This window comes from Bradyrhizobium sp. Ken01, from assembly GCF_055807355.1.
In genome coordinates this window covers 24026-46395 of sequence record NZ_JBVVPC010000056.1, presented here as the reverse complement: position 1 = coordinate 46395, position 22370 = coordinate 24026, and the positions used below count along the sequence as shown (strand labels likewise).

At 63.4% G+C, this 22370-nt stretch carries 22 protein-coding genes; 11 read left to right on the top strand and 11 right to left on the bottom strand.

The window, feature by feature from the left end; all coding sequences use genetic code 11:
- The 8 genes from AC0L3S_RS34340 to AC0L3S_RS34305 form a co-directional block, all read left to right on the top strand.
- A partial coding sequence (locus AC0L3S_RS34340; RefSeq protein ID WP_473284146.1) for a hypothetical protein occupies positions 1–216 on the top strand: 216 nt, incomplete at its 5' end.
- Between the two features lie 593 nt (positions 217–809).
- Complete coding sequence (locus AC0L3S_RS34335; protein ID WP_473284144.1) at positions 810–1073, top strand: hypothetical protein; 264 nt, start codon at positions 810–812, stop codon at positions 1071–1073.
- A 192-nt stretch (positions 1074–1265) separates the two neighbouring features.
- Positions 1266–1463 (top strand): hypothetical protein, encoded by a 198-nt coding sequence (locus AC0L3S_RS34330; protein ID WP_473284142.1) that lies wholly within the window; start codon positions 1266–1268, stop codon positions 1461–1463.
- A 49-nt stretch (positions 1464–1512) separates the two neighbouring features.
- Complete coding sequence (locus tag AC0L3S_RS34325) at positions 1513–1851, top strand: Rap1a/Tai family immunity protein (RefSeq protein ID WP_063995445.1); 339 nt, start codon at positions 1513–1515, stop codon at positions 1849–1851.
- A 1096-nt stretch (positions 1852–2947) separates the two neighbouring features.
- Positions 2948–3580: a response regulator transcription factor gene (locus AC0L3S_RS34320; protein WP_106945058.1), complete on the top strand. Its 633-nt coding sequence runs from the start codon at positions 2948–2950 to the stop codon at positions 3578–3580.
- A 331-nt stretch (positions 3581–3911) separates the two neighbouring features.
- A complete protein-coding gene (locus AC0L3S_RS34315; RefSeq protein ID WP_473284139.1) occupies positions 3912–4142 on the top strand; it encodes a hypothetical protein in 231 nt (76 codons plus the stop codon).
- A gap of 266 nt (positions 4143–4408) precedes the next feature.
- Positions 4409–4777, top strand: a complete 369-nt coding sequence (locus AC0L3S_RS34310) for a response regulator transcription factor (protein WP_473284137.1) — start codon at positions 4409–4411, stop codon at positions 4775–4777.
- Between the two features lie 1044 nt (positions 4778–5821).
- Entirely contained in the window at positions 5822–6019 is a 198-nt protein-coding gene (locus AC0L3S_RS34305) for a hypothetical protein (RefSeq protein ID WP_473284135.1), read from the top strand.
- A gap of 770 nt (positions 6020–6789) precedes the next feature.
- Here AC0L3S_RS34305 and AC0L3S_RS34300 read toward each other — a convergent pair.
- On the bottom strand, positions 6790–8373 hold the full coding sequence (locus tag AC0L3S_RS34300) for a porin (RefSeq protein ID WP_473263686.1): 1584 nt from the start codon (positions 8371–8373) through the stop codon (positions 6790–6792).
- Positions 8374–8879: 506 nt separating this feature from the next.
- Between AC0L3S_RS34300 and AC0L3S_RS34295 the strand changes: the two genes are divergently transcribed.
- Positions 8880–9359 (top strand): MarR family winged helix-turn-helix transcriptional regulator, encoded by a 480-nt coding sequence (locus AC0L3S_RS34295; RefSeq protein WP_106942150.1) that lies wholly within the window; start codon positions 8880–8882, stop codon positions 9357–9359.
- A 76-nt stretch (positions 9360–9435) separates the two neighbouring features.
- On the opposite strand, the gene AC0L3S_RS34290 is transcribed toward AC0L3S_RS34295, so the two are convergent.
- Positions 9436–9993 (bottom strand): alpha/beta hydrolase family protein, encoded by a 558-nt coding sequence (locus AC0L3S_RS34290; protein ID WP_473284133.1) that lies wholly within the window; start codon positions 9991–9993, stop codon positions 9436–9438.
- Positions 9974–10507 carry a hypothetical protein gene (locus AC0L3S_RS34285; protein WP_473284131.1) on the bottom strand — a complete coding sequence of 178 codons (534 nt, stop codon included), beginning with the start codon at positions 10505–10507 and terminating at the stop codon, positions 9974–9976. The genes AC0L3S_RS34290 and AC0L3S_RS34285 overlap by 20 nt, the downstream gene beginning before the upstream one ends.
- Positions 10508–11367: 860 nt before the next feature.
- On the opposite strand from AC0L3S_RS34285, the gene AC0L3S_RS34280 reads away from it, so the two are divergent.
- Both AC0L3S_RS34280 and AC0L3S_RS34275 read left to right on the top strand, forming a co-directional pair.
- The gene (locus tag AC0L3S_RS34280) at positions 11368–12432 is read left to right on the top strand and encodes a ketopantoate reductase family protein (RefSeq protein ID WP_007595931.1); all 1065 of its coding nucleotides are present in this window, start codon (positions 11368–11370) and stop codon (positions 12430–12432) included.
- A gap of 287 nt (positions 12433–12719) precedes the next feature.
- On the top strand, positions 12720–14228 hold the full coding sequence (locus AC0L3S_RS34275) for a helicase HerA domain-containing protein (protein WP_473284129.1): 1509 nt from the start codon (positions 12720–12722) through the stop codon (positions 14226–14228).
- 16 nt (positions 14229–14244) lie between these two features.
- Here AC0L3S_RS34275 and AC0L3S_RS34270 read toward each other — a convergent pair whose 3' ends face one another.
- The 8 genes from AC0L3S_RS34270 to AC0L3S_RS34235 all read right to left on the bottom strand — a co-directional run bounded on the left by AC0L3S_RS34270 (position 14245) and on the right by AC0L3S_RS34235 (position 22368).
- Positions 14245–15276 carry a HoxN/HupN/NixA family nickel/cobalt transporter gene (locus tag AC0L3S_RS34270; RefSeq protein ID WP_473284150.1) on the bottom strand — a complete coding sequence of 344 codons (1032 nt, stop codon included), beginning with the start codon at positions 15274–15276 and terminating at the stop codon, positions 14245–14247.
- A 171-nt stretch (positions 15277–15447) separates the two neighbouring features.
- Positions 15448–16188 carry an ABC transporter ATP-binding protein gene (locus AC0L3S_RS34265; protein WP_473263690.1) on the bottom strand — a complete coding sequence of 247 codons (741 nt, stop codon included), beginning with the start codon at positions 16186–16188 and terminating at the stop codon, positions 15448–15450.
- Positions 16185–17027: an ABC transporter ATP-binding protein gene (locus tag AC0L3S_RS34260; protein ID WP_473284127.1), complete on the bottom strand. Its 843-nt coding sequence runs from the start codon at positions 17025–17027 to the stop codon at positions 16185–16187. Before AC0L3S_RS34260 ends, AC0L3S_RS34265 begins: the two co-directional genes overlap by 4 nt.
- Positions 17027–18850, bottom strand: coding sequence for an ABC transporter permease (locus tag AC0L3S_RS34255; protein ID WP_473284125.1), 1824 nt, complete (start codon positions 18848–18850; stop codon positions 17027–17029). Before AC0L3S_RS34255 ends, AC0L3S_RS34260 begins: the two co-directional genes overlap by 1 nt.
- A 13-nt stretch (positions 18851–18863) precedes the next feature.
- Positions 18864–20021 (bottom strand): ABC transporter substrate-binding protein, encoded by a 1158-nt coding sequence (locus AC0L3S_RS34250; RefSeq protein ID WP_473284123.1) that lies wholly within the window; start codon positions 20019–20021, stop codon positions 18864–18866.
- Positions 20022–20081: 60 nt separating this feature from the next.
- Positions 20082–20666 carry an alkylhydroperoxidase domain protein gene (locus AC0L3S_RS34245; RefSeq protein ID WP_473284121.1) on the bottom strand — a complete coding sequence of 195 codons (585 nt, stop codon included), beginning with the start codon at positions 20664–20666 and terminating at the stop codon, positions 20082–20084.
- 12 nt (positions 20667–20678) lie between these two features.
- The gene (locus AC0L3S_RS34240; RefSeq protein WP_473284148.1) at positions 20679–21296 is read right to left on the bottom strand and encodes a CMD domain protein; all 618 of its coding nucleotides are present in this window, start codon (positions 21294–21296) and stop codon (positions 20679–20681) included.
- A 37-nt stretch (positions 21297–21333) separates the two neighbouring features.
- The gene (locus AC0L3S_RS34235; protein ID WP_473284119.1) at positions 21334–22368 is read right to left on the bottom strand and encodes a putative FMN-dependent luciferase-like monooxygenase; all 1035 of its coding nucleotides are present in this window, start codon (positions 22366–22368) and stop codon (positions 21334–21336) included.
- Positions 22369–22370 lie beyond the last annotated feature (2 nt).

Here is a 22370-nt window from a genome sequence, read left to right as displayed (position 1 = left end):
GGAGACGGTGAACTGTATCGGCTGTTCTTCCGGTGGCGCTCGTCGGAGGCGAAACTTACACGCCGTCAGCGCATTCGTCTGCTCACGCGTCTCAACCGGCTCACTGAAGCTAACCCAATCGAGGCGTTCAGTGACCGGACATCACCTGTGCACACCGAACTCGTGGCCATTCTCCACCAACTGGCTTCGCCGCCCGCCGCGTCGGCGCACGCCTGATTGCGACATGACGCTACCAGGACCCGGCTTCTCCTTTTGGGCAGATAGCCTCATTTTGCTGAATTGCGGAGTTTGATTGCTGCGGGGGTTGGCGCATTTGAGTAGCACGACCCGCGCTACACACTGCTGCAACTGCAACCATGGATTTTCTCGCACCGGATAGCCTCGATGACTGGCGTCGCGCGGTCCCCGCATTGCCGGGCTGTCGGAAGGACGCAGCCGTCGCTCTCAGCGAGTTTTCGGCCGCCGTCTTTTGGCCTCGTTAGCCTTACCAACGGTTTGGACGCCGGGTTTAACCCTTACGCTGCCGCATTGGCTTAAAACCTCCTGAGAACAAAAGGGAGAGAGAAATGCGTCGAATGGCTTCAGCATTGGTAGCGGCGGTTGCCGTGATGATGACCGCTGCCGCTGCGCCCGCGATGGCCTGCGGAGGCGGACTGTTTCAAAGTTCGTGCTCGCCTTGTGGCTCCACCGCTTGCGCGCCGGTCTATGTCGCTCCTGTCTATTCAGGCTGCAATGCAGGATGCGGCGGCGTTGGATACGAGGCATTTTCTGACGCAAGCAGTCTTGCTATCGAGCCCGCCTATGAGACGATGCCCGCTTACGCTGGCTACGGCTATGGCGCGGTGGGCTACGGTTACGGCATCCGTCGCAGCATCGGCTATGGCTACGGTGCGGGTTATGGTCTGGGACGCGGCTATGGTTACGGTTATGGCCTCGGTCGCGGCTACGGTTACGGCGGGCGTTACATTGGCGGCGGCTTCGGCGGACGCTACGGCTTCGGCGGGCGCGGTTACGGTGCGCGCTACGGCATGGGCTACGGCGGCTATCGCGGCGGGCGTCTCGGCCGCTACTGATCAGGATAGCTAAGAGTTGCTCCGCCCGTTCGCCTCCAAAGGCGAGCGGGCGTTTGCGCGTGGCTGCGCCAACGGTTCCAGGACCAAACCAAGCAAAGGTTGGCAAGCGCGCCGCGACGCGGCATCCTACGGCGGGGCAGGAGCGGGGCACATGGATCGGACACCAGCAAGCCCGGCGCAGCGCAGCCCGTCATGACGGTTGCCATCGTGCTGACGGCTGGCGGCATCATCACCATCGCGCTGATCGTGGCGATCCTCATCCTTGCGGCGGGAGCGCTCTGGCGACAGCGGCGGCGCAAGCGGCTGCAGGCGAAGCAGCAGGCCGCCTTGCTCAAGGCCGTCGAGAAGTCGGTGCGACCATCGCGCTGGCCGTGGATCAGAGGCACCTGATCCATGATCGACCAACCACTGAGCGCCACGGGCGCATTGAGAGGGACAGATGCGCCTTGCGATCCTGACCGGCATGTACCTGCTCGCGATCACTCCGGCTGATGCGGGGGCAGCGTGGAGAACGCCCGGCACCGAAATGTGGGGCGCTTGTGCTCGCGCGCTGCTTCCAATGACCACGACGGACAAGGCCTACAACGCCGGTCTTTGTGGTGGAGTAGTCAATGCCGTGGCGTTCACGAAGGACGACATCTGCCTGCCCGAGCAAGTTACACGCTATCAAGCCACCCGCGTTGTAGTTCGCTACTTCGAGACGCACCCGGAGCAGCTCCATCTCGACGGGGTCGCCCTTGTGGCCACGGCGCTGCGCGAGGCGTGGCCATGCAAGTGATAGAGCCCGTCGATCACCGGGCATCTCGCTCACCGTTCGGGAACCGCGGACTGCCGGACAAGGAGCGGCATCACGCCAGCGTCGATCGCCCACCATCGCGCCAGCCGTAAGGCCGTAGGAAGCCCGTACAGCGGTCCGCCAGCGCAGGGCTACAGACACACCGGGGTAAGCCGGGCCAGTTTGCCAGCCGCTGCCTCCGTCGTGCGTTGTGTCAATGCGCTGGCAAGGCAGGCATCTGTACACGCGCAGGCTTTATGAATTCCGATCTCTGGCGATCTTCGAGCAGCGTCATTTCGCGCTCGCAGTTCTCGCACGCGGGAGGTCGCTGGGCATCATCGTGTGGTCGCATGAAGATTGCGATTACTCGATCTGCGAAGGCCGGGACACTCGGAGTTCCACGCGGGAGGCTTGCCCGGATAGCGAACGAGCCGCATGGTCGAGCGACTTGGGCAGCGGCGTCGCCGGTTGCTCATCGGCTAAGTTACTTTCTGACGGGTTGGCTGCCGCTCGTCTTCTTTGAAGCGCTGCGCCGACTAACCCGGCGAACACGAGCAAAGCGCCGCCGATCATAAGCCAGTGTGGGAATTCCATGTTTACTTCCCCAGCTCTGGATCATCCATCCAGCGGCAGCACCGACTGCAGTAGTTGATCAGGATCAACGTTCGGCCACCAACCGGGACCGGGCTAGCTGCGGGCGACGGGCCACGCCGTCAGGCGTCAGTGTCGGGCCACAGGAAGGCCGCAGGGAGGCCCCCACAGCGCGCTGCCAGCGCAGGGGCAGGCCCGGCCATCGCATCCAGTAGGCCCGCCGACGCGATCCGCCGGGCCACCGCCAGCCGTAGCGCGTCAGCCCGTCTGTCGAGCAGATCAGGTTCGACCAACCAACTGGTACATGGTTTCAAGTTGAGCCATTTTTTCAGGTCACCATCACCTCGTCATCGTCACCACGACAGGCGACGCGACGCGGTAGCGCGGCAGTGGCACAAACTGCATAGTCGTCTTCGAACGGACAGATCAGCCATGCCCCCAAAGAGGAAAAAAAGATAATCAATTACTCTGAATTGCCCGGTACCATCCTTTCAACGGAGGGGGACCGGTGCAGGGGCTCGTGCATATTGTTGACGACGATCTATCCTTTCTGACGGCGATGGAGCGTCATTTGAAGCACGCCGGTTACCAGGTCGCAGCCTATTCGTCGGCGCAGGAGCTGCTCGACCGACTACCGAGCGACGGCATTCCGGGTTGTATTCTTCTCGACGTGCAAATGCCCGATCTGGACGGCTCGGCCTTGCAAAGAAAATTGGTCGAACTCGGCTCGGCATTGCCGATCATATTTCTCTCCGGCCATACCGACATTCCTCTCACCGTGCGGGCCATAAAGGCGGGTGCTCGGGATTTCTTGAGCAAGCCGGCAAGCTCCGAAGACCTTCTTCGCGCAATCGCAGGAGCGTTGGCACACCATCAATCGACGCTAGACCTGCAAAACAAAATAAGTGCGGCCCGTGCTCGTCTCGCTACATTGACGCCGCGCGAGCGACAGGTCTTCAACTTTATCGTTCGTGGCAAAATCAACAAGCAGATCGCTCACGCGCTTGGAACAACGGAGCGCACGATCAAAGCTCACCGTCACGGTGTGATGGAAAAAATGCAGGTCCGGTCGTTAGCCGAGCTGGTGTCTCTTGCCGAGAGGATCGGAGCTCTTTCCCCAGCCACGGAACAGACCCTCTAAGCTGGAGCGATTATCACAGTTAAACGCCACGGCTCGGCACAGTCTGATAGCGCTTATGCACCCAGAGCGACCAAAGGGCGCGGCGTTCGAAGCAGGCAAGTCATAGTGATGACGATCCCGGAATTCTGAGGGCAGAAGCGGAGCACGACGGAACCCTTCCATGAACCCCGCTCGCAAGATTGCGGCTCTGTCCGCGCGGGAGGTTGATGTAGATCAATGGGCGTCCTTGCTTTGATGGAACCTCTTGCGTCCGTAGCGATAGCACCGAACTCAACTGAACTTGGGTCTCAACGCTGTACTCTGAGTGCAATCGTCCAACTGAGCGCTGGAAATGAACTGGTTTCGTATCTTGTTCGGCATTGCAATCGCGTTGTTTGGCCAAGATGCCTTCGCCAAGCAACGTCTAACCGACCCCATCAAGATCGCACGAGAATGCAAAAGCGACATCGAGCTTTTGTGCAAAGGACTTCGCCCCGGTGGCCAGCGCATTATTAATTGCCTCAAGGAGAAGGCGACTGAATTGTCGCCCGCGTGCTGGGGGGCGATCAGATCAACGGAATAGCTGAGAATATATTTGGACGCCGGGCCTCTGATGGCGACTGGCGGAGCTTGTCTCAGTTCCTGACCGGGCGGGTGTCTCAGGTTGCGCATCCAACAGCAAACATGCGGCCTCATCACCTCCAGCAGCTCTACAAGGGCCTTCAGTACAATGGTAAACTAAGCGCTCCGGGAGTACCCATTCGCTCCGCCGGGTCATTTTGGCGATTTGGTAGTTCTCTACTCGTAGCGACAAGCGTCCGTTGACACCTCTGGCAAACGGAAAACTTCTTGTGCAACAAGAATGTCGTCCTTGTCGTCGATGACGACGCCGCAATGCTGAGAAGTGTAGCCCGACTCCTGCGACAGTTTGGCTACGCCAGCGTTCTGTTTCCGTCTGCGGAGGCTTTTGCAAACTGCAGCGAGTTTGACAGCGCGCTTTGCGTCGTTCTCGACATCAATCTGCGCGATGGATCAGGCATCGACTTGAGGCACCGCCTCAAGGCGGCTGGGAACAGTGTGCCAGTCATCTACATGACCGGGAACGATAGCCCTTCGGTTCGCGAGGCCGCCCTTCGATCCGGCTGTCTCGCCTATCTCACCAAGCCATTCTCGTCGCGCGAACTGATCGAGCCGCTCAAGAAAGCGTCGGGAAGGTAATGCTAAGTGCCCGAGTTCCGGGCCCTTGCACTCTGTACTTTGGGACAATGCACCACAGGACAACTTTCGCTAAGTTGATTTCTGAGTTTGGATTGTCAGGTACCAGCCCCCCAATCAATACAGGTACACAGCCCCCCGTGGCCCCAGTTTCCCCAAGGACTGGGGCCACACCCTTCACGGTCTCGGCGCTCGTTTTTGTTCAGCGGCGAGCGCGAAAAAAAGTCGTCACCGCTTCCTCCCCGTGGCGGCTTTCCTTTTGTCCGGCGCGAATAGGCAGGGGCGGCATTACAGCGTGAAACACACTTGGTACGTCACTTTTGAAGTGCCCCCAAATGGCACGCTGTCAAGACGGCGACATCCGCGCCTAACCAAGATGTTTTCAACCAAAGCGGAGGCGCAGGATTTTGCGCGAACCAAATATTACGACGGGCTGATCGTCACTGCGGGGACCATCATCCCGCACCTGCCGAGAGTGTCGATCCCATCGACCGAGATACCAGCATGGCTTGAACGATCCGGCCAAGTTGATCCAAATCAATAAGCAAGCCGACGACGGTAGTGAGACTGCTCAGGTGGGGCAGCAACCGGGAGCCTGACAATGAGTGACCGTTCGGGGCCGAAACAGGTCTGTCGTCGCAACGCACTAACCTTTCTTGGACACGCAGGGCTGTTTGGGCTCGTGGCTTCGTCCTCAATTTTTGCGGCCTCAGAGGCTGTGGCCCAAACCGCCGCGCCAGCCGCCGCGCCTATTGCGCCGCCAGCGGACGCGCCGAAGTCAGGCACAGAACGCCGTCAGGAACGGCGCAGCGGGCGAACCGAGCGGCGGCAGGAACGCCGCACCGGACGCACAGAGCGGCGTCAAGAGCGGCGCACAGGCCGCGACGAGCGACGGGATGCGCGCGACGGCACCACAAGCACCCCAACCACCACCGAGCCGAAAAAGTAGTCCCGTTTATCGGTCCAACTTCGGCAACCGGGCCGCCTCAGCGCAGGCCCGGGAAAACCGTAGAGCGGGCCGCCAGCGCAGGGCCAAGCGGGATAACCATGTCCGAGTTGCGGCAAGCTAGATTCAAAACCACATCCGTTTGGGCCGACCAATCCATGCTGGATATCCAATTAAACAGCGGCCTACATGACGATTGGCGCATTGTGACAGTTGTTTTCCAACCTGATTTCACAGACGCGCTGGCAAACAAGCATCGCGCCTCATACGTCACGATTTGGGAGCGCAAAGATGCCTAGAGCCGCGCCGAGGGGCGGCTCGCGCCAGCACGTCCAGCAGGCCAGCGCCGCGATCCGACGGCCATCCAAGCGCAGCCGACCGGGTCCGCGCGGACCTAGCCCCCAAACTCTTTCTTAAGCGGCAGCATGTCAAACTAGGGCCTAATAGGGCCCGGCGGGTTTCCGCCAGCAGCGGTCGCGGACGCCGCCACCAACTAACCCCTTTCATTAAAAAGGGTTTTGTATTTTTCCTCACGGCACGAAATCGCTGGACGACAGGACCACACGGTTTTGCCGTACGCACGGTTCGCCATTTCGCCGCAGTATTCCCAGCCCTGTCGACGGAGCCAGAAACTTACAGACGAGACGAAGCCTGACAGCGCCGCTCGTCGGAACGCAGCCTTGGGCTCACGGAGAGCAATCCGCCCTGCCCTTGGCCACTCGCACCCGAACGCTGCCGCGTCCACCGCAAGCCCGGCTCGCGAACATGACGACCACAAGATCGCCCCTCGAGGATGAGCCGGGGTGGTCGACACATACGCCATTTCCGAATTTCGGTAAAGCGGGATATATTTGCATGAGCGGATTGACAGAGGCGACACAGAGGAGGTCCGGTAGCCGGATGGAGCGCAAGCGTAATCCGGGAAGGTGCCCGAGGCAGCGCGAGCAGCCCCGGATCATACTTGCTCCATCCGGGCGCCGGGGCTTCGCCGCCTGACATCATCTGCCTTGCGCAAAAAAAACACCCGGCGGTTTCCCGCCGGGTGTTCGTTCATGTGTTTCGACAGATCTTACCAGTTGCGCTGAGCGCGGAGGATCATGGCGATCGAGTCCTGGTCCTTCAGTTCGTAAACCGCGGCGGGCTTGGCGGTCACGACGTTCGGGACGAGGCCAACCGTTCCAGAATACTTCTGGTCGAGATGGGTCCAGGACACGTCCGCCGAGAAAGTCAGGTTCTTGACCGGGGTCCACCGGGTGACGACACCCAGCTGGCCGATCGCGAAGTCCGGGTTGCAACCCGTCACACCCGCCAGGCCGCCGAACACACCGCCGCCGCCGCCAGCACCGCAGAGAGTGGTCTTGGCCAGCGTGCCGAACTGGGCCTGAGCGTAGGCACCGTACAGCGAGGAGTTCCAGTATGGATCCCAGTTGTGGGTGTAAGCGCCGCGGAAGCCCCAGGTCTTGACGGTTTCCTGCGAACTGCCGGTCACGAACACCGTATCGGGAGCGCTGGCGAAGCCGATGCTGCCGTAAGAGCCAGCAATGCCCGAATTGCCGTACAGCGCGTAGCTGCTGCCCGACAGATTCTGGAAGTTGTAGCGGGTCGCACCGTCGGTGTAGACGCCCTGAATGTTGATCGTGTCACCCGCGCCGGTCGGGATGTTCTTGATCGACAGAGCGAGCTGAACCGCCCAACCCCATTTGTCGTCGGGGTGGCCGGTCGTCTCGGTCGCGCCGTAATAACCGACGTGGTTGTCATGCGCGGCCACCGACGCCTGGAACAGGCCCCAGGCTTGGTCGACACGAACCTGACCGACGAGGTTCGGCGAACGAGTGCCGCCGATCGCGTTGGTGCCGTACGAGCCGCCGATCATGCCGCCCGCGGTCGCGCCCGTCATGTTGACGTTGCCGGCCTGATAGTAGGCCGAGACGTCTTCAGCCGAGAACGACGCCGTGATGCCCTGACCGAAGTCGGCGGTGTAGGTGAACTGGTTGACACCAGTGACCGTGCCGCTGCCGCCGACGAGGTTGTCGGTGAGATTGCCCGGATAGTTGGTCCAGGGCGCGTCGAACTGCGACACGGCCTTACCCATGGTGAAGCCGGCGAACTGGATGAAGGCATAGTACACGCCGAGCGCACCACCCGAGGTGTTGCCGTCGGTACCGTTGACGTTGCCGCTACCGTTCGAACCGACGAGGGCGGTGCCCGCAGCGTTCAGACCGAGCGTACCGCTGTATTGAGTGCCACCCGTTGCCGAACCAGTCGGGGTGTAGTTGCCGCTCGTCCAGGTGAAGACACCGTCGAAGAAGGTGCGGACCACGCCGTACTCGGTCGCGGTGCGGGTGTCGATGTTCAGGTCTTCACGAGCGCGGAAGGTGTAGTAGTTCATCAGACGGTTGCGCGCACCGGCAGTACCGCCCTGGTTCGGATTGAAATCCGAGTTGGTGTTGAAGTTCGCGTCAGCGCGCACGTAGCCGCCGAGCTTGATGCAGGTATCGGTGCCCGGGATGTAGTAGAAGCCGGCGCCGTACAGCGAGCAGATCTTCACGTATTCGACCGCCTTGGCCTTGACGGGAAGATCGGCAGCGAACGCCCCGGAGGCGGCCATCAGGCCGGCAGCCGAGCCGAGAAAGAGTGTCTTCGTCAACTTCATTAGTAAACCTCCAGGTCGGTTCAGTGGGCTCGGGGTCCTCGGTGGACGCCGCTTTACCCTCTCAATTTCGATCAATTCAGATCCGCACGAGGGTCCGGACTGAAACGACAGTGAGGTGCCCCCCCTCCGTCGTGGCTTCACATATAGTTTATAAAAACAACTGCCTCAATTTATTGATTTGATGAATCGACAGTTCGGGCCGCGATGTGTCTTGAGAGCAACAGCGGCGATATCTCCTGAGAAAAACCATGCAGAAAAACGAGTAAAGCCCTCGGGGGGCATCCCGAGGGCTTCTTGGAGGTCTCGCATCGCTGTCCATCGCGTGGGTCAAGAGCAGCGAAATAGAGTGGGGTAGTCGATAATAAAATTAATTGTTCTTTGCAAGCAATAATTGAGCCTACGATTCCTTCCCTGCGGTATCTCTCTTTGGATCGGCGCGCGATTTTCGAGACGCTTCCAAGATATCCCACTAAAGATAGGCAAGGGATAAACGGGGAGGGAGCCACATGATCGAGAAGAAACTCGACAGGGCGATTACGGACTTCATCTGGAACGTCGTCGAAATTCATTCCCAGCTGGAAGACATCCACACCAGCTGGGCCGGACTGCTGGGCATTACCGAGCCGCAGTGGCTGATCCTGATGGCCATCACGGAACTGGACGAGGGGCGAGGTGTCGCCGGAATCGACATCGCAAACAAGCTGCGGGTCCACCCGGCCTTCGTGACCAACCAGACCAAGGCCCTCGAAAAGGGCGGTTTCCTGTCGCGACGGCCGGCAGCAGACGACGCACGCTACGTCCTGATGTCGCTGACAGCGAAAGCAACGACGGAAATCGAAAAACTGTCGAAGAGAAAGCTCGCCTTGAACTCGACCATGTTCAACGAGCTCGACGAGAAAACCTTAGCCGATCTGAATGCCGCGCTCGCAACGATTGCCAAGAATGCCCGGCTGGCCGCACGGTTGCTGGCCATCGACGCGTCCTGACCCACTGACGTCGGGCGCGGAGCGTGGGCCTCGATTCATCCTCAATCTCTTCTTGCCTTCGCAATCTTTTGGCACCCTAGAGGTAGGTCACAGAATCCAGCTGACGGGCAATTCCAAGTTTGCTGTCGAGCCATTCGAAAATGAAATCGTCCACCGCGATGAAATTCTCGACCTCGCCCAAAGGGTGAGGAATGCAGTTCGGCACGAGGGTCGCGCAATCGGCTCCGGCCTGCCGATAATCGGCTTGCAGCTCGAGAGCATCCTCCTCCCAAACCATTGAGCGGCTCCCGACGACCATCAGAAGCGGGCAAGGTATCCGACGCGACGGCAGCAACGAACCTGTCGAGGTCCCGGCACGGACCGCCTGCTCGACGCCGATCATCCAGCGCAGCGATGCCCGGCGCATGACCGGCGTCGCAATGCCGCCGTCGCACACGGCGGCAGCCATCCTGCGATCCAGGAGGGCAAGACGGGACGCGTGACTGGCGGCCGCCCCCTCGCCGTAGACCGCGATCTGCTGCGAATCGACGTCCGGACGAGCTTCCAGGTAATCCAGCCAGCATTGCAGAATATGCGCCGGCTTGAAGGGGCTGCGACCGGATGAATTGCCGGTATCAACGAGCAGGAGTGACATGTTCCGTCGCCCTGAGGCCGGCCATCATCGAGCCCACGGTGATGTCCTCGTCGCTGACACAAAGAACCGCGGGTGCGAAAGACCGATCGGGGAACGCCGGCAGAAAATAGCCCGCAAGCGAGCCTTGATCAAAGCAGTCGATCTCCACGCGCTCGATCGCCGAACCGGCGTCCGCCTCGAAGCCCCTCAGGCTGAGTCCGACCTTGTCTACGAGGTCGGTACTCCCGGGATCTCCGGGCCAAGACAGGTTCCTCGCGACTTCAAGAGCCGTCAGCGAGCACAGCCACGCTTCCCGCGCGGTCTGAGCCGAACCGGTTACGCGCGTCGATTCGGCGAATATCCGGTACTCGCCTGAGATCCTCAACCAGTCCGAAATCCACCGATGCCTGTGCGCCTCGCGCACGAGTTCCGCGACCGACAAGCTTTCGAAAAAATCGGACGCGCGTTTCCGCAAGCACGCCAAGCTTCGACCGGCGCCGTCGCACGCGCCGTGAGGCCAATGATCATGTTCCATGTCAGTCCCCGAACGGCGCGGCGGCGGTTGCTTGGACCAGGCGCAGCGCTGTCAGCGCAACGCCCTGCATGTCTGCTCGAGGCGATGTCACGCGTGCGTGATCGCGCTTGCGTCTGCCGTCCCGATGATCGTTCCGCTTTCCCTTCGCGGGCGGGGGCACTGGACCAGACGGACTACACTCCGAACGAGCCGGTCGCAAAGCCAGTGTCACGCCGACTCCAACTCAATCGTCACGTCTCAGCTCCGTTGCTGACACACAGTTTGGGCCCCGCACCACTCTGCCATTTTTTGCTGTCTCGCGTTTGCAGTTTTTTGTTGCGATGGACGACTAAAATTGGAGCTCATTTGACGAGGGAGAAGGCATCGCCTGTATCGGCTTCCATCATGAATTTCTCATGACGCCGATCCCGCGTGCCACCAATCACACCGGCGATAAAAGATGCTACGGGTTGCCGCCTGATCGATGCCGACGGCCTTCGCCAAGGGACTTTCCGGCTCTCAGCGCCGTAGGAAAACCGGTGCGACAAAATCCTCGAAGTCGCTCATGCGCACCCGGCGCGCGAGACGTGACGAGGTATGATCGCGTTTTGGGTGAGCCCGGGCGAACGGGACGTGCAACATTTTCTACTTCGGTAAGCCAGTTATTTGAGCAACTCAAGGACCTGCAGAGCCCGTCGCCGGTGAAGCGTCGTCGCGCTTTCGGCGCCAAGCAACACGCCGGGCCACCTGCTGAGCCCTCCGCGGCCTTGTATCCATTATCCCAGTTGCCATCGCCTGGCACTTTGCCTTACATGCCCGCCAAACTCGCCTGCGGATGACGGCCGGGGCTCAAAAATCACAAATTGTCAAAGGGACGAGACATGGCACGTAACATCCTGATTCTCGGGGCTTCCTACGGCTCCCTGCTGGGCACGAAGCTGCTGATGGCGGGGCACAACGTGACCTTGGTATGCCGCGCCAAGACCGCGGAGCTGATCAACCGCGAGGGTACCGAGGTGCGCATTAAGTTGCGTGACGAGGCGGTTCACCGCGCCATCTTCTCGCGCGACCTGCCGGGCAAGCTCGACGCCGTGACGCCGGCCAATGTGGACTTGTCCCGTTACGACATGGTCGGCCTTGCGATGCAGGAGCCGCAATACACCAACCACACGGTGCGCGTTCTCATGGTCAGGATCGCGGCGGCGAAGCTGCCGTGCCTGTCGATCATGAACATGCCACCGCTGCCCTATCTGAAGCGGATCCCCTCGCTCGCAGACATGGATCTCGAGGAGGCCTACACCAATGCGCAGGTGTGGGAGCGCTTCGAGCCGGGGTTGGTGACCCTGTGCTCGCCCGACCCGCAAGCGTTCCGTCCGCCGGAAGAGGCTGCGAACGTGCTTCACGTCGGTCTGCCCACGAATTTCAAGGCATCCGTGTTCGCCGACGAGAAGCACAACAAGGTGCTGCGCGAGCTCGAAGCCGACATCGACGCGGTGACCCTCGATGGTCACGACGTGCCGGTGAAGCTGAAGGTGTTCGATTCTCTGTTCGTGCCGCTGGCGAAATGGTCGATGCTGCTGACCGGCAACTACCGCTGCATCACGCCGCACGAGCCGCAGTCGATCCGCGATGCCGTGCACGGTGATCTCGCGCGCTCACAGACGATCTACGAGCATGTCGACGCCATCGCCCGGCGTCTCGGCGCCGATCCGCAGGACCAGGTGCCGTTCGCGAAATACGCCAAGGCTGCCGAGAGCCTGCTCAAGCCGTCGTCGGCCGCACGCGCGGTGGCCGGCGGCGCGCCCTTCATCGAGCGCGTCGATCTCTTGGTGAAGCTGATCTCGCATCAGCTCGGCGCGCCCAATGCAGAGATCGACCGCACGGTCGAGACCGTGGACCTGAAGCTCAACGAGAAGATCGTGCAGGGCGGATCTGGCGCGCTGTAGCGCCGCGATCCCCTGGCCGGACTTCGCGGACCGCTCATTGACGGGGCGCATGCCCGGCGCACGGCGCAATGGCGGTTTCGCACATCAACGGGTCAGGCTGGAACTCGGCTCGAGCGATACCCGAGGACGACGATCCGCAAGCCCTCTATCGGCCCGCACTTCTACGGCAATCGAATCACGCCTGAACTGCGTCGTGGGCAACGGACCATGATTGTCGCCGTGGCGCTCGACGCGCCCCGGCCGGGTTGATAAGCCCCTGTCCGCGAATGATGGGACTTGAGTCGGGCATGACGGTTGCGATCGAGATGGGGCAGACCACGGCGGGCGCCGCGGCGGCCATGGACCTCGAGGAACTGCTGGCGACCCGCCTTTTGGTGCAGGGCAATTCGGGCTCCGGCAAATCACATCTGCTGCGGCGGCTGCTGGAGCAGAGCGCGCCCTGGGTGCAGCAGGCCATCATCGATCCCGAAGGCGATTTCGTCTCGCTTGCGGAGCATTTCGGCCATCTCGTGATCGAGGCCGAGGATCACACCGAGCGCGGCCTTCAGGTGGCCGGCGAGCGCGCACGGCTGCATCGGGTCTCCACCGTGCTCAATCTCGAAGGGCTCGACGCCGAGAACCAGATGCGCCGCGCCGCGGCGTTCCTCGGCGGGCTGTTCGACGTGGACCGCGACCATTGGTACCCGATGCTGGTGGTCGTCGACGAGGCGCAGCTGTTTGCGCCTGCGGTCGCGGGCGAAGTCTCTGACGAAGCGCGAAAATTGTCTCTGGGCGCGATGACCAATCTGATGTGCCGCGGCCGCAAGCGCGGGCTTGCCGGGATCATCGCGACCCAGCGGCTGGCAAAGCTCGCCAAGAACGTCGCGGCCGAAGCGTCCAACTTCCTGATGGGCCGCACCTTCCTCGACATCGACATGGCGCGCGCCGCCGACCTGCTCGGCATGGAGCGGCGGCAGGCCGAATCGTTTCGCGATCTCGAACGCGGACAATTCATGGCGCTCGGCCCCGCACTGTCGCGACGCCCCCTGCGTTTGAATATCGGCGCGACCGAAACCCAGCCGCGCAATTCCACGCCGCGGCTGATGCCGATGCCTGAAGCCGCACTCGAAAATATGCGCGCCGTGATCCTGGCCGCGCCGCCGCCCGATGCCAGCCGGCCGCAGCGCCGGCCCGCGCCGGATCTGCTCGAGCAACTCCGCGCCGCCAAGGCTGCGGCGCCGGAGATCGGCCCCGAAACGATCGAGGTCCCGACAAGTGCCGAAGAGCTCGCCGAGCGGCGCGAGCGCGTGGATCGGACCCTTCGTGCCGTGCTCGCCGCGCCCGATGCCGGTTTCCGCGCGGTCGGCGTGCTGTACCAGGAGTTCGTGGTTCGCTGCCGCATCGAGGGGCTCGGCTCGGCGGTGCCCGACCTCACCGAATTCCGCCGTATGCTGACGCGGGCGCGCGCCGGGCTCGGCGCCGAGCATGCCGAGGACGACGCCTGGCAGGATGTGTCGCTCCGCGCCTCGATCCTTCCCGACGACATGCAGGGCGTGTTCATGATGATCGCGCGCGCGGCGAAAGAAGGCTGGCCGTGTCCTGGCGACGCCGCGATCGCCCGCGCCTACGGCTCGCATTCGCTGCGCCGGGCGCAGCGCCTGCTCGGCTACATGGAAGAGCAGGGCCTGATCGTCTGCCAGCTCGACGGCGCCGGCCGCCGGATCGTGACGCTGGTGGAACTGGCCTGGGCCACCGCGCCGGGCGATCCCAACGCCGACGATCTGCCGGCGGAGCAGGTCGCGAGCGCGTCAGCCTGAGCCAGCAGATTGTCGATCAGGCCGCTTCGGTAGCATCGGCGCCAATAAGCGCATCCGCCGCGCGCCGCCGCTCAACTGCAAACATGCGCCGATAGAGCACGACCGAAACGAGCCAGGCGACCGCGAACAGCGCGACCACAGCAAAGCCGACATTGGCGAGCGAGTCGTTGAGCGCGTCGACCAGTGCCCACACGCCGCCGGACGGGCCGAGCCGGTCCGCGATCAGCCCGAGCGCCTCGATTCCGCCGATCAACAGCGCCACCGCCACGGAAGCCCCTGTTATCGTGAGATTGTACCAGAGCTTTCGCAGCGGATCGACGAAGGCCCAGCGATAGGCGCTCACCATCAGCGCGGAATCGGCGGTGTCGACCAGCGCCATGCCCGTTGCGAACAGCGCGGGAAAGACCAGGACATCGGCAAACGAAGCACCGCGCGCGGCTTCGCCGGCGGAGACGCTGAGCAGGCCGATTTCGGTTGCGGTGTCGAAGCCGAGCCCGAACAGGAAGCCGAGCGGATACATGTGCCAGGGCTTTGTCACCAGGCGGAACGTCTGGCCGAGCAGCCGCGCCAGGAGGCCGCGATTGGCAAGCTGGGCATCGAGGCCCTCCGCGTCCTGAATCCCCTGCTCCCGTACCGCGCGAAACGTCCGCCACAGGCCGGCCAAGATGACGAGATTGATGGCCGCAATCACCAGCAGAAATAGCGCCGAGACCGAGGTGCCGATGAAGCCGCCGATCTCCTTGAGCAGGCTGTCGCCACCGAGGCTCACGACGCCGAGCGCGAGCAGCATGGTCGCGACCACGACGATCGTGGAATGGCCGAGCGCGAAATAGAGACCGACGCTACGCGGCGTGCCGCCTGCCTGCATCTGCTTGCGCACGACATTGTCGATGGCCGCGATGTGGTCGGCATCGACGGCGTGGCGCAGGCCGAACACCCAGGCGAGCAGCGCGGTCGCCATCACCGTCGGCCGGTCACCGAACGCCACGAAGGCCCAGGCCCAGGCCCCGATGTTGGCCGCGATCAACCCGCCGAACAGCAGCACCATTCCGGGCTCGACCGCCCGCAAAGATAATTTCGTCACGACAATCATCCACTGCACGCCCATCGCACGAGCGGTATGATCTTTTCATAAGGTGGTCATACTGACCAGCCCCGGATCGCTGCGCGACGATCGTGTATGCGGATCTGCGGGAGGGAGGAGACGACAGCGGACTCCTTACGCCGCCTCGGAGCCGCCGAGATAGGCATCGCGGATGCGGGGATCGTCCTTCAGCGCGCGGGCGGAGCCGGAGAGAACGATCTTGCCGGTCTGCAGCACATAGGCCTCGTGCGCGATCTCGAGCGCGAGGCTGGCGTTCTGCTCGACCATGAAGACCGAGACGCCCTCCTGGTTGATGGTGCGGATCAGCTCCAGCACGCGGTCGACGTAGAGCGGCGACAGGCCCATGGTGGGCTCGTCCATCACGATCATCCTGGGACGGCTCATCAGCGCACGCGCCATCGCGACCATCTGCTGCTCGCCGCCGGAGAGCGAGCCGGCGCGCTGCGACAGCCGCTGGCCGAGCTTCGGGAACAGCGTGAGCATCTTGTCGAGATCCTGCGCGATCGCCTCTCGGTCGTCGCGCACGAACGCACCCATCAGGATGTTCTCGCGCACGCTCATGTCCGCGAACAGACGCCGCGCCTCCGGCACCGAGGCGATGCCGCGGCGGACGATCTGCGGCGTGGTCAACCCGAGCAGCGAGGCACCGTCGAAAGTCACCTCGCCCGAGCGCGGCTTCACCAGACCCAAAATGATCTTCATCGTCGTCGATTTACCGCTGGCGTTGCCGCCGAGCAGGCAGACGATATGGCCGCGCGGAACTGATATCGACAGGTCGAAATGCACCTGGGCCTGGCCGTAGAAGGTATTGACGTCGGTCAGCGCGAGCAGCGCATCGGGAGGCGGGTTCGTCATGCCGCGCTCTCCTGCTTCGTCGTCAGGCCGTGGCCGAGATAGGCCTCGATCACCTTGGGATCGCCGCGCACCTGGTCACCCGGCCCTTCCGCGATTTTCTTGCCTTCATCCATGACGATGACACGGTCGGAGAGGCGCATCACCATTTCGAGCTTGTGCTCGATCAGCAAGATCGTCAGCCCTTCGGCTTTCAGCTCGGCGATGAGCCCCTGCATTTCCGTGGTTTCGGTGGGGTTCATGCCGGCGGTCGGCTCGTCCAGCAGCAGCAGGCGCGGCCTCAAGGCGAGCGCACGCGCGATCTCGACGCGGCGGCGGTTGGCGTAAGAGAGGCTGTAGGCCGGCTGGTCGATGCGCGGCAGCAGCCGCTCGCCGAAGCGCGCGAGAATGACCTTCACCTCCTCGCGCAGCCGCTCCTCCTCGGCCTTGACGCTGGCGGGGCGCAGCAGCGCCAACCCCAATTCCAGCAGTGGCCCGATCACCGGCACGGCCGGCTTGACCGCACGCAGCCGCGTGTGGGCACCGATCAACACGTTATCCATCACGCTGAGATTGCCGAACACGCGACCGAGCTGGAACGTCCGCGCGATGCCTTCGGCGGCGAGCCGTTCCGGCGAGAGACCCGTGATGTCCTGACCTTCGAAGCGAACCGTCCCGGCGTCCGGCAGGTCAAGCCCGGTCACGAGGTTGAACAGCGTGGTCTTGCCGGCGCCGTTCGGGCCGATGATGCTGATCAGCTCGCCTTTGGCCAGATCGAGATCGATGGCGTCGACGGCGGTGAGGCCGCCGAAGCGGCGCGTCAGCCCGCGCAGGGACAGCATGGTCGTGTGCTGCTCAGCCATCAGATCGTCCCCAACAGGCCCTGCGGCCTGAACCGCACCAGCAGCAGCAGCACGATGCCGTAGATCAGGATGCGGTACTCCGCCGCGATGCGGAACACTTCCGGCAGGCCGACCAGCGCCACCGCTCCGAGAATGGCCCCGACGACATTGCCGAGGCCGCCGAGGATCACGACAGTCAGCGCCAGGATGGACTGCTGCGTGTTGAAGGTCTCGTGGTTGATGTAGGAATAGAGATGCGCGGCGATGCCGCCGCTGACACCGGCGGCAAAGCCACCGAAGATGAAGGCCAGCGATTTGTAGCGGTTCAGGCTGAGCCCATAGGCGCGCGCGGCGATGTCGTCGTCGCGGATGGCGCGAAAACTGCGGCCGAGATGCGATCCGAGGAGGCGTCCCTGCAGCAGCGCCAGCACGACCATCACGATGAAGCTGAACCAGTAGATCGAAATCGGGCTGACCAGCTCATAGCCAAACAGCGACAGCGGCGGGATGCCGGAGATGCCGATCGGCCCGCGCGTGACGCTCTCCCAGTTCAGGATCACCAGCGAGACGATCTCGCCGATCGCGAGCGTTGCGATCGACACATAGTGTCCGCGCAGCCGGAACGACGGCGAGATTAACGCAGTGCCGAGCGCAGCACTCATCAAGCCGCCACCGATGATGGCAAGGCCGACCGGGATGCCGAACGTGAGCGACAGCAGCGCGGAGGTGTAGGCGCCGATCGCGAGCAGCGCGGCGTGCCCGAGCGAGACCTGGCCGATGGTGCCTGCAACAAGGGTGAGGCTCAGCGCGAGCATGCCGAGCAGCCAGGCGTTGATCAGCGTCTGGAGCACGTAGAAGGACACCGGCAACAGCGGCAGGATCGCGAAGACGGCGGTCGCGATCAGCAGCGCCCAGCGCGGAATGCGCACCGGGCGGCTCGGCGCAATGAACGTGCCGGTGAGCGGCTCGGGCGGCGCCTGCCGCGCGCTGGCGAACAGGCCGTTCGGGCGCAGCACGAGCACCACGACCAGCAGCAGGAACGCGAACAGATTGCGGTAGCTGGTCCCGAACACAGCAACACCGTAGCTCTCGACCAGTCCGAGCAGCAGGCTGCCGATCACCGCACCCGGCACGTTGCCGGCGCCGCCGACGACTTCGGCAACGACGCCCTTGAGCGTCGCCTGCAGGCTCATCGCGGTGTCGATCTGGTTGTAGTACATGCCGACCAGCAGGCCGGAAACGCCGCCGAGCGCTGCCGCAATGCCGAACACGGCCTGATTGACGCGATTGACGTCGACGCCCATCTGCATCGCGGCGTCGCGGTCCTGCGCGGTGGCACGCACGGCCCAGCCGAGCTTGCTGTAGCGCAGGAACACGAACAGCAGCAACGCACTGGTGAGGCCGACACCGGCGATGAGCAGATCGAGCGGCCCGATGGTGCCGCCGCCGATCTGGAAGCGGACATCCGGCAACTGGCTCGGCAGGGCGCGCGGATTGGGCGAGAAAGTCAGCATCACGAGCTGATCGAGCACGAAGCTGATGCCGATCGTCGCCAGCAGCGGCGCGATGCGCACCGAGTTCTGCAGCGGACGCAGGCCGAACCGTTCGATGATCAAGCCGACCAGCGCCGCCGCCACCGCGACCACGATGATGGTGAGCGGGAGCGGCGTATGCAGCTGCACCACCGCGACCCAGCCGATATAGGCGCCGACGAGGTAGATCGAGCCTTGCGCAAAGTTGATCAGCCGGCTGACGCCGAAGATCAGCGCGAGCCCGACCGCAACGAGGGCGTAGACGTTTCCGACGATCAGCCCGTTGATCGTGTAGTCGAGCCAGGAAGACACGCAGAAAATCCCCTCAGGTCGGCTTGCCGTCCCAGAGCGCGAACTGGCCCTTGCGCACGACGAGCTCGGCGTTCATGGCGCCCTTGACGCGCCGGCTCTCGACGTCGAACGTCGCTTTGCCGAAGATCACGCTCGATACGTCTTTCACTTTCGTGAAGGCGTCGCGGATCGCACGCCGGTCGGTGCCGCCGATCTTCACCACGGCGGCGGCCATATTCATCGCGTCATAGGCGTAAGCGTTGAACGCGTCGGGCTCCACCCCGTTGTACTTCTTCTTGAAGCCCGCGATGAATTTCTGCACCTCGGGGCGCGGGTCTTCCGGGAAGTAGCGCGTGCCGACATGGACGTCTTCGACGGCCTCGCCGCCGAGCTCCAAGAATTTCGGCGAGTAGACCGAGCTCGCGGCGCAGATCACCTGCTTCAGCCCGACCTGGCGCGCCTGGCGGGCGATCAGCGCACCGTCGGAATAATAGGAGATCAGGATCAGCCCGTCCGGATTGGCGTCACGGACCCGCACCAGCGTGGAGCGGAAGTCGCGCTCTTCCGCGATGTAGCCTTCGGTGACGGCGATTTCGGCGCCGTGCTCCTTCGCGGCCTTGACGAAATAGTCGCGGCTGGTGCGGCCCCAGTCGGTGTTGAGGTGCAGCACGGCGAGCTTCTTCAGCCCGAGACGCTTGACGGCATAGGCCGCCAGCAGCGGCTGCTCGTCAGCCTGACTGACCGAGGTGCTCCACATGAAGTCGCCGCCCTTGGTGAAATCGGGATGCGAATTGGTGAAGCCGAACTGCACCAGCCCGCCGCGCTGATAGATCGGCGAGGCCGCCATCGAGGCGGGGCTGGAGAAGTCGCCGAGCTCCATGACAATCCTGGGATCGGAGACGAACTTCTGGGCGATCGCCACCGACTGGCGCGGGTCGCTCTGGCTGTCCTCGAAACTATAGGCGAGCTTGCGGCCGTTGATGCCGCCCGCTGCCTGGATCTCGTCGAGCGCTAGATCAAAGCCCTGCTTCCACTGCGTGCCATATTGTGCGTTCGGCCCGGTCAACGGACCGCTGACGCCCAGCAAGATTGGTTCGGACGATTGCGCAAGCGCGGCGCGCGAGAAGGCCGCTCCCGCCATGATAGTGGCAAGCGAGCCCTTGACCAGGGTACGACGATCGATGTTGCTCATGGATGGCTCCATCCTGTCAGGTGTTGAAACAACCAGCAATTTCTATGCCGGTGAGATTGGCTATTTCGAGGGCTCGCCGAGCGACAGCATCAGCCGGTTCGCCCAATTGAAGAACGACGCGCCGTTGATGACGTCGACGATCTCCGCATCGTCGAGACCGGCGCGGCGCAGGTCATCGATATTGTCGGGGCCGAACGCGATCGGCGTCGCAGCCAGCGCCACCGAGGCCTTGACGACCGCATTCCAGCGCTCGCCGAGATCAGCGCCGACGCCGTCGTCGAGCAGCCGCTGCACATCGTCGCGGCGCTTGGAATAAGTGCTGGCGAAACGCGCATGCACGGAGGCGCAGTAGATGCAGCCGTTGTAGCGCGAGGTCGCAGCCGCCGCGAGCTCGCGCTCGGCGCGCGGCAGGCCGTCGGCGACGTTGTAGAAGATGTCCTTGTCGGTCTTGGTGCGGGCCTCCAGCACCTCGGGATCGCGCACCAGCAGGCGGAAATACTCGGACTTGGAACGGGACCGATCGACGAGGCCGGCGAAATGCCGCTCGGTCAGCTCGGCTTCGGGCAGCGGATCGATCCACGACACCCAGCCCAGTTCATCCTGGGTGAAGACGACAGGCGGATCGACATTGTTTACAGCGCTCATGATGCAGCCTCCTTACGCGCCGGCCGCGGTGCGCCCGAGCGAGGCACCGAGCACGCGCAGTCCGGTGACGACGCGCACCTGGAACGACAGGAACGCAACGAGCTGAGAGAACGTGACGATGCCGGTGTTCGACCAGCCGGCGGCGAGCAGAGCCTTCATGTCGGCTGCAGCCGCATCGCGCGGGCGGAACACCAGCAGATGCGCATGTTCGAACGCCGCAGCGAGCCGGTCCCCGAGATCGGGCTTGCGCTCCGCGCTGACGCGATAGATCAGGCCGGCCTTGTTCTCGACCGACAGGGGGCCAGCTGGAAACGCACCGTAGGGGCCCGAGGTTTCGCCCCGCGCGATTTCGACATCGACCGCTTCGACCAGCCGCGCGCCATCGGCTGTCGCAGCTAACTTCGCCCGGTAGAAGCCGGCCGTCGTGGGCTCGCGGTGAAGACCGATGACGAAGAGCGCGACCGCAGCGCGCTCCACCAGCGAGACATCGCCGGGGTCGATCGGCTCGAACAGCGAGAGATAGCTCTTCTGTGCATTGTCGCGCGCCTGCAGGCGGCGCGCGCGAATGGCGTCGAGCGCCGAACCCGGTTCGATCCCGGCGAGCGTGTCGATGATATCCTTGGTACCCATCATTGAGCCTCGTGCAACGCGATTCCGTTCATTCCGACTAACCCGCCAGTGCCACGTCGGGTGCGGACCGCGCCCAGCCCAGCGCCGGCGCGACCTTCTCCGCGACCAGCTCGATCGAGCGCAGGATATGGGGATGCGGGGCATCGACCGAATGCGCCTGGAAGACGAGATCGGTCACCCGCTCCAGCGTGGCGTCGGCGCGGAGCGAAGCGATGACGTCGTCGGCCGCTCCGACATGGGTGTCGAACGCCGCGATCATCTCCTCGAGCGTCTCGCCCGGCTTGGCGTGGCCGCCCTTGAGGAATTGGGGCAGCGCGCGCCGCAGCCCGAGATCGGCAAGGCGCATCGCCTCAGTGCGGTCGTCGGCGACGAAGACGGTGCGCGAAGCCATGATGCGGGGCTCGCGTCCCGGCGGCAGCGCTTCGAGATAGGCATCGATCACCGGATTCTGAATCTCGGCCAGCGTTGCCTTCGGCGCCTCCTTGATTCGAGGCTGGGTGCGCGACAGCAACAGGCCATCGCCCGCCTTGCCGGCACGCGCCCCGCCCGCCACAGAGAACGTCGCCTGCCAGATCCGGTTGTCCAATTGCGGCCCCTGCGGATAGAGCGTGTCGCCACCGTCGAGCGGCTTGCCTATCAGCGCGGTGCGGACGATTTCCAAATTGCGCGCAAAGATCTCGTTGCGCTGGGCGCTATCGAGGCCGAAGGCGGCAAAGGCCGAGGGATTGCCGCCGGTGCCGACACCGAGCTCGAAGCGACCGTTGCAGAGCAGATCGAGCACCGCGGCGTCTTCCGCCACCCTCACCGCGTTCTCCAGCGGCAAGGTGACGATGCCGGTGCCGAGCCGGATGCGCGAGGTTTGGGCTGCGACGTAACCGAGGAAAGTAAAGGGCGACGGCAGGCCACCCTCGCGCTCGTGGAAATGGTGCTGCGCAATCCACGCGGAATCGAGGCCCGCCTTCTCGGCGCGCACGATCTGCTCGGCCGCGAAGCGATATCGGTCGGCGGGCGGGGCCTCGTCGAGAAGCCGCGTGAAAAACCCCAGGCGTTTCAGGTTTGCTAAGCGTTTCATAC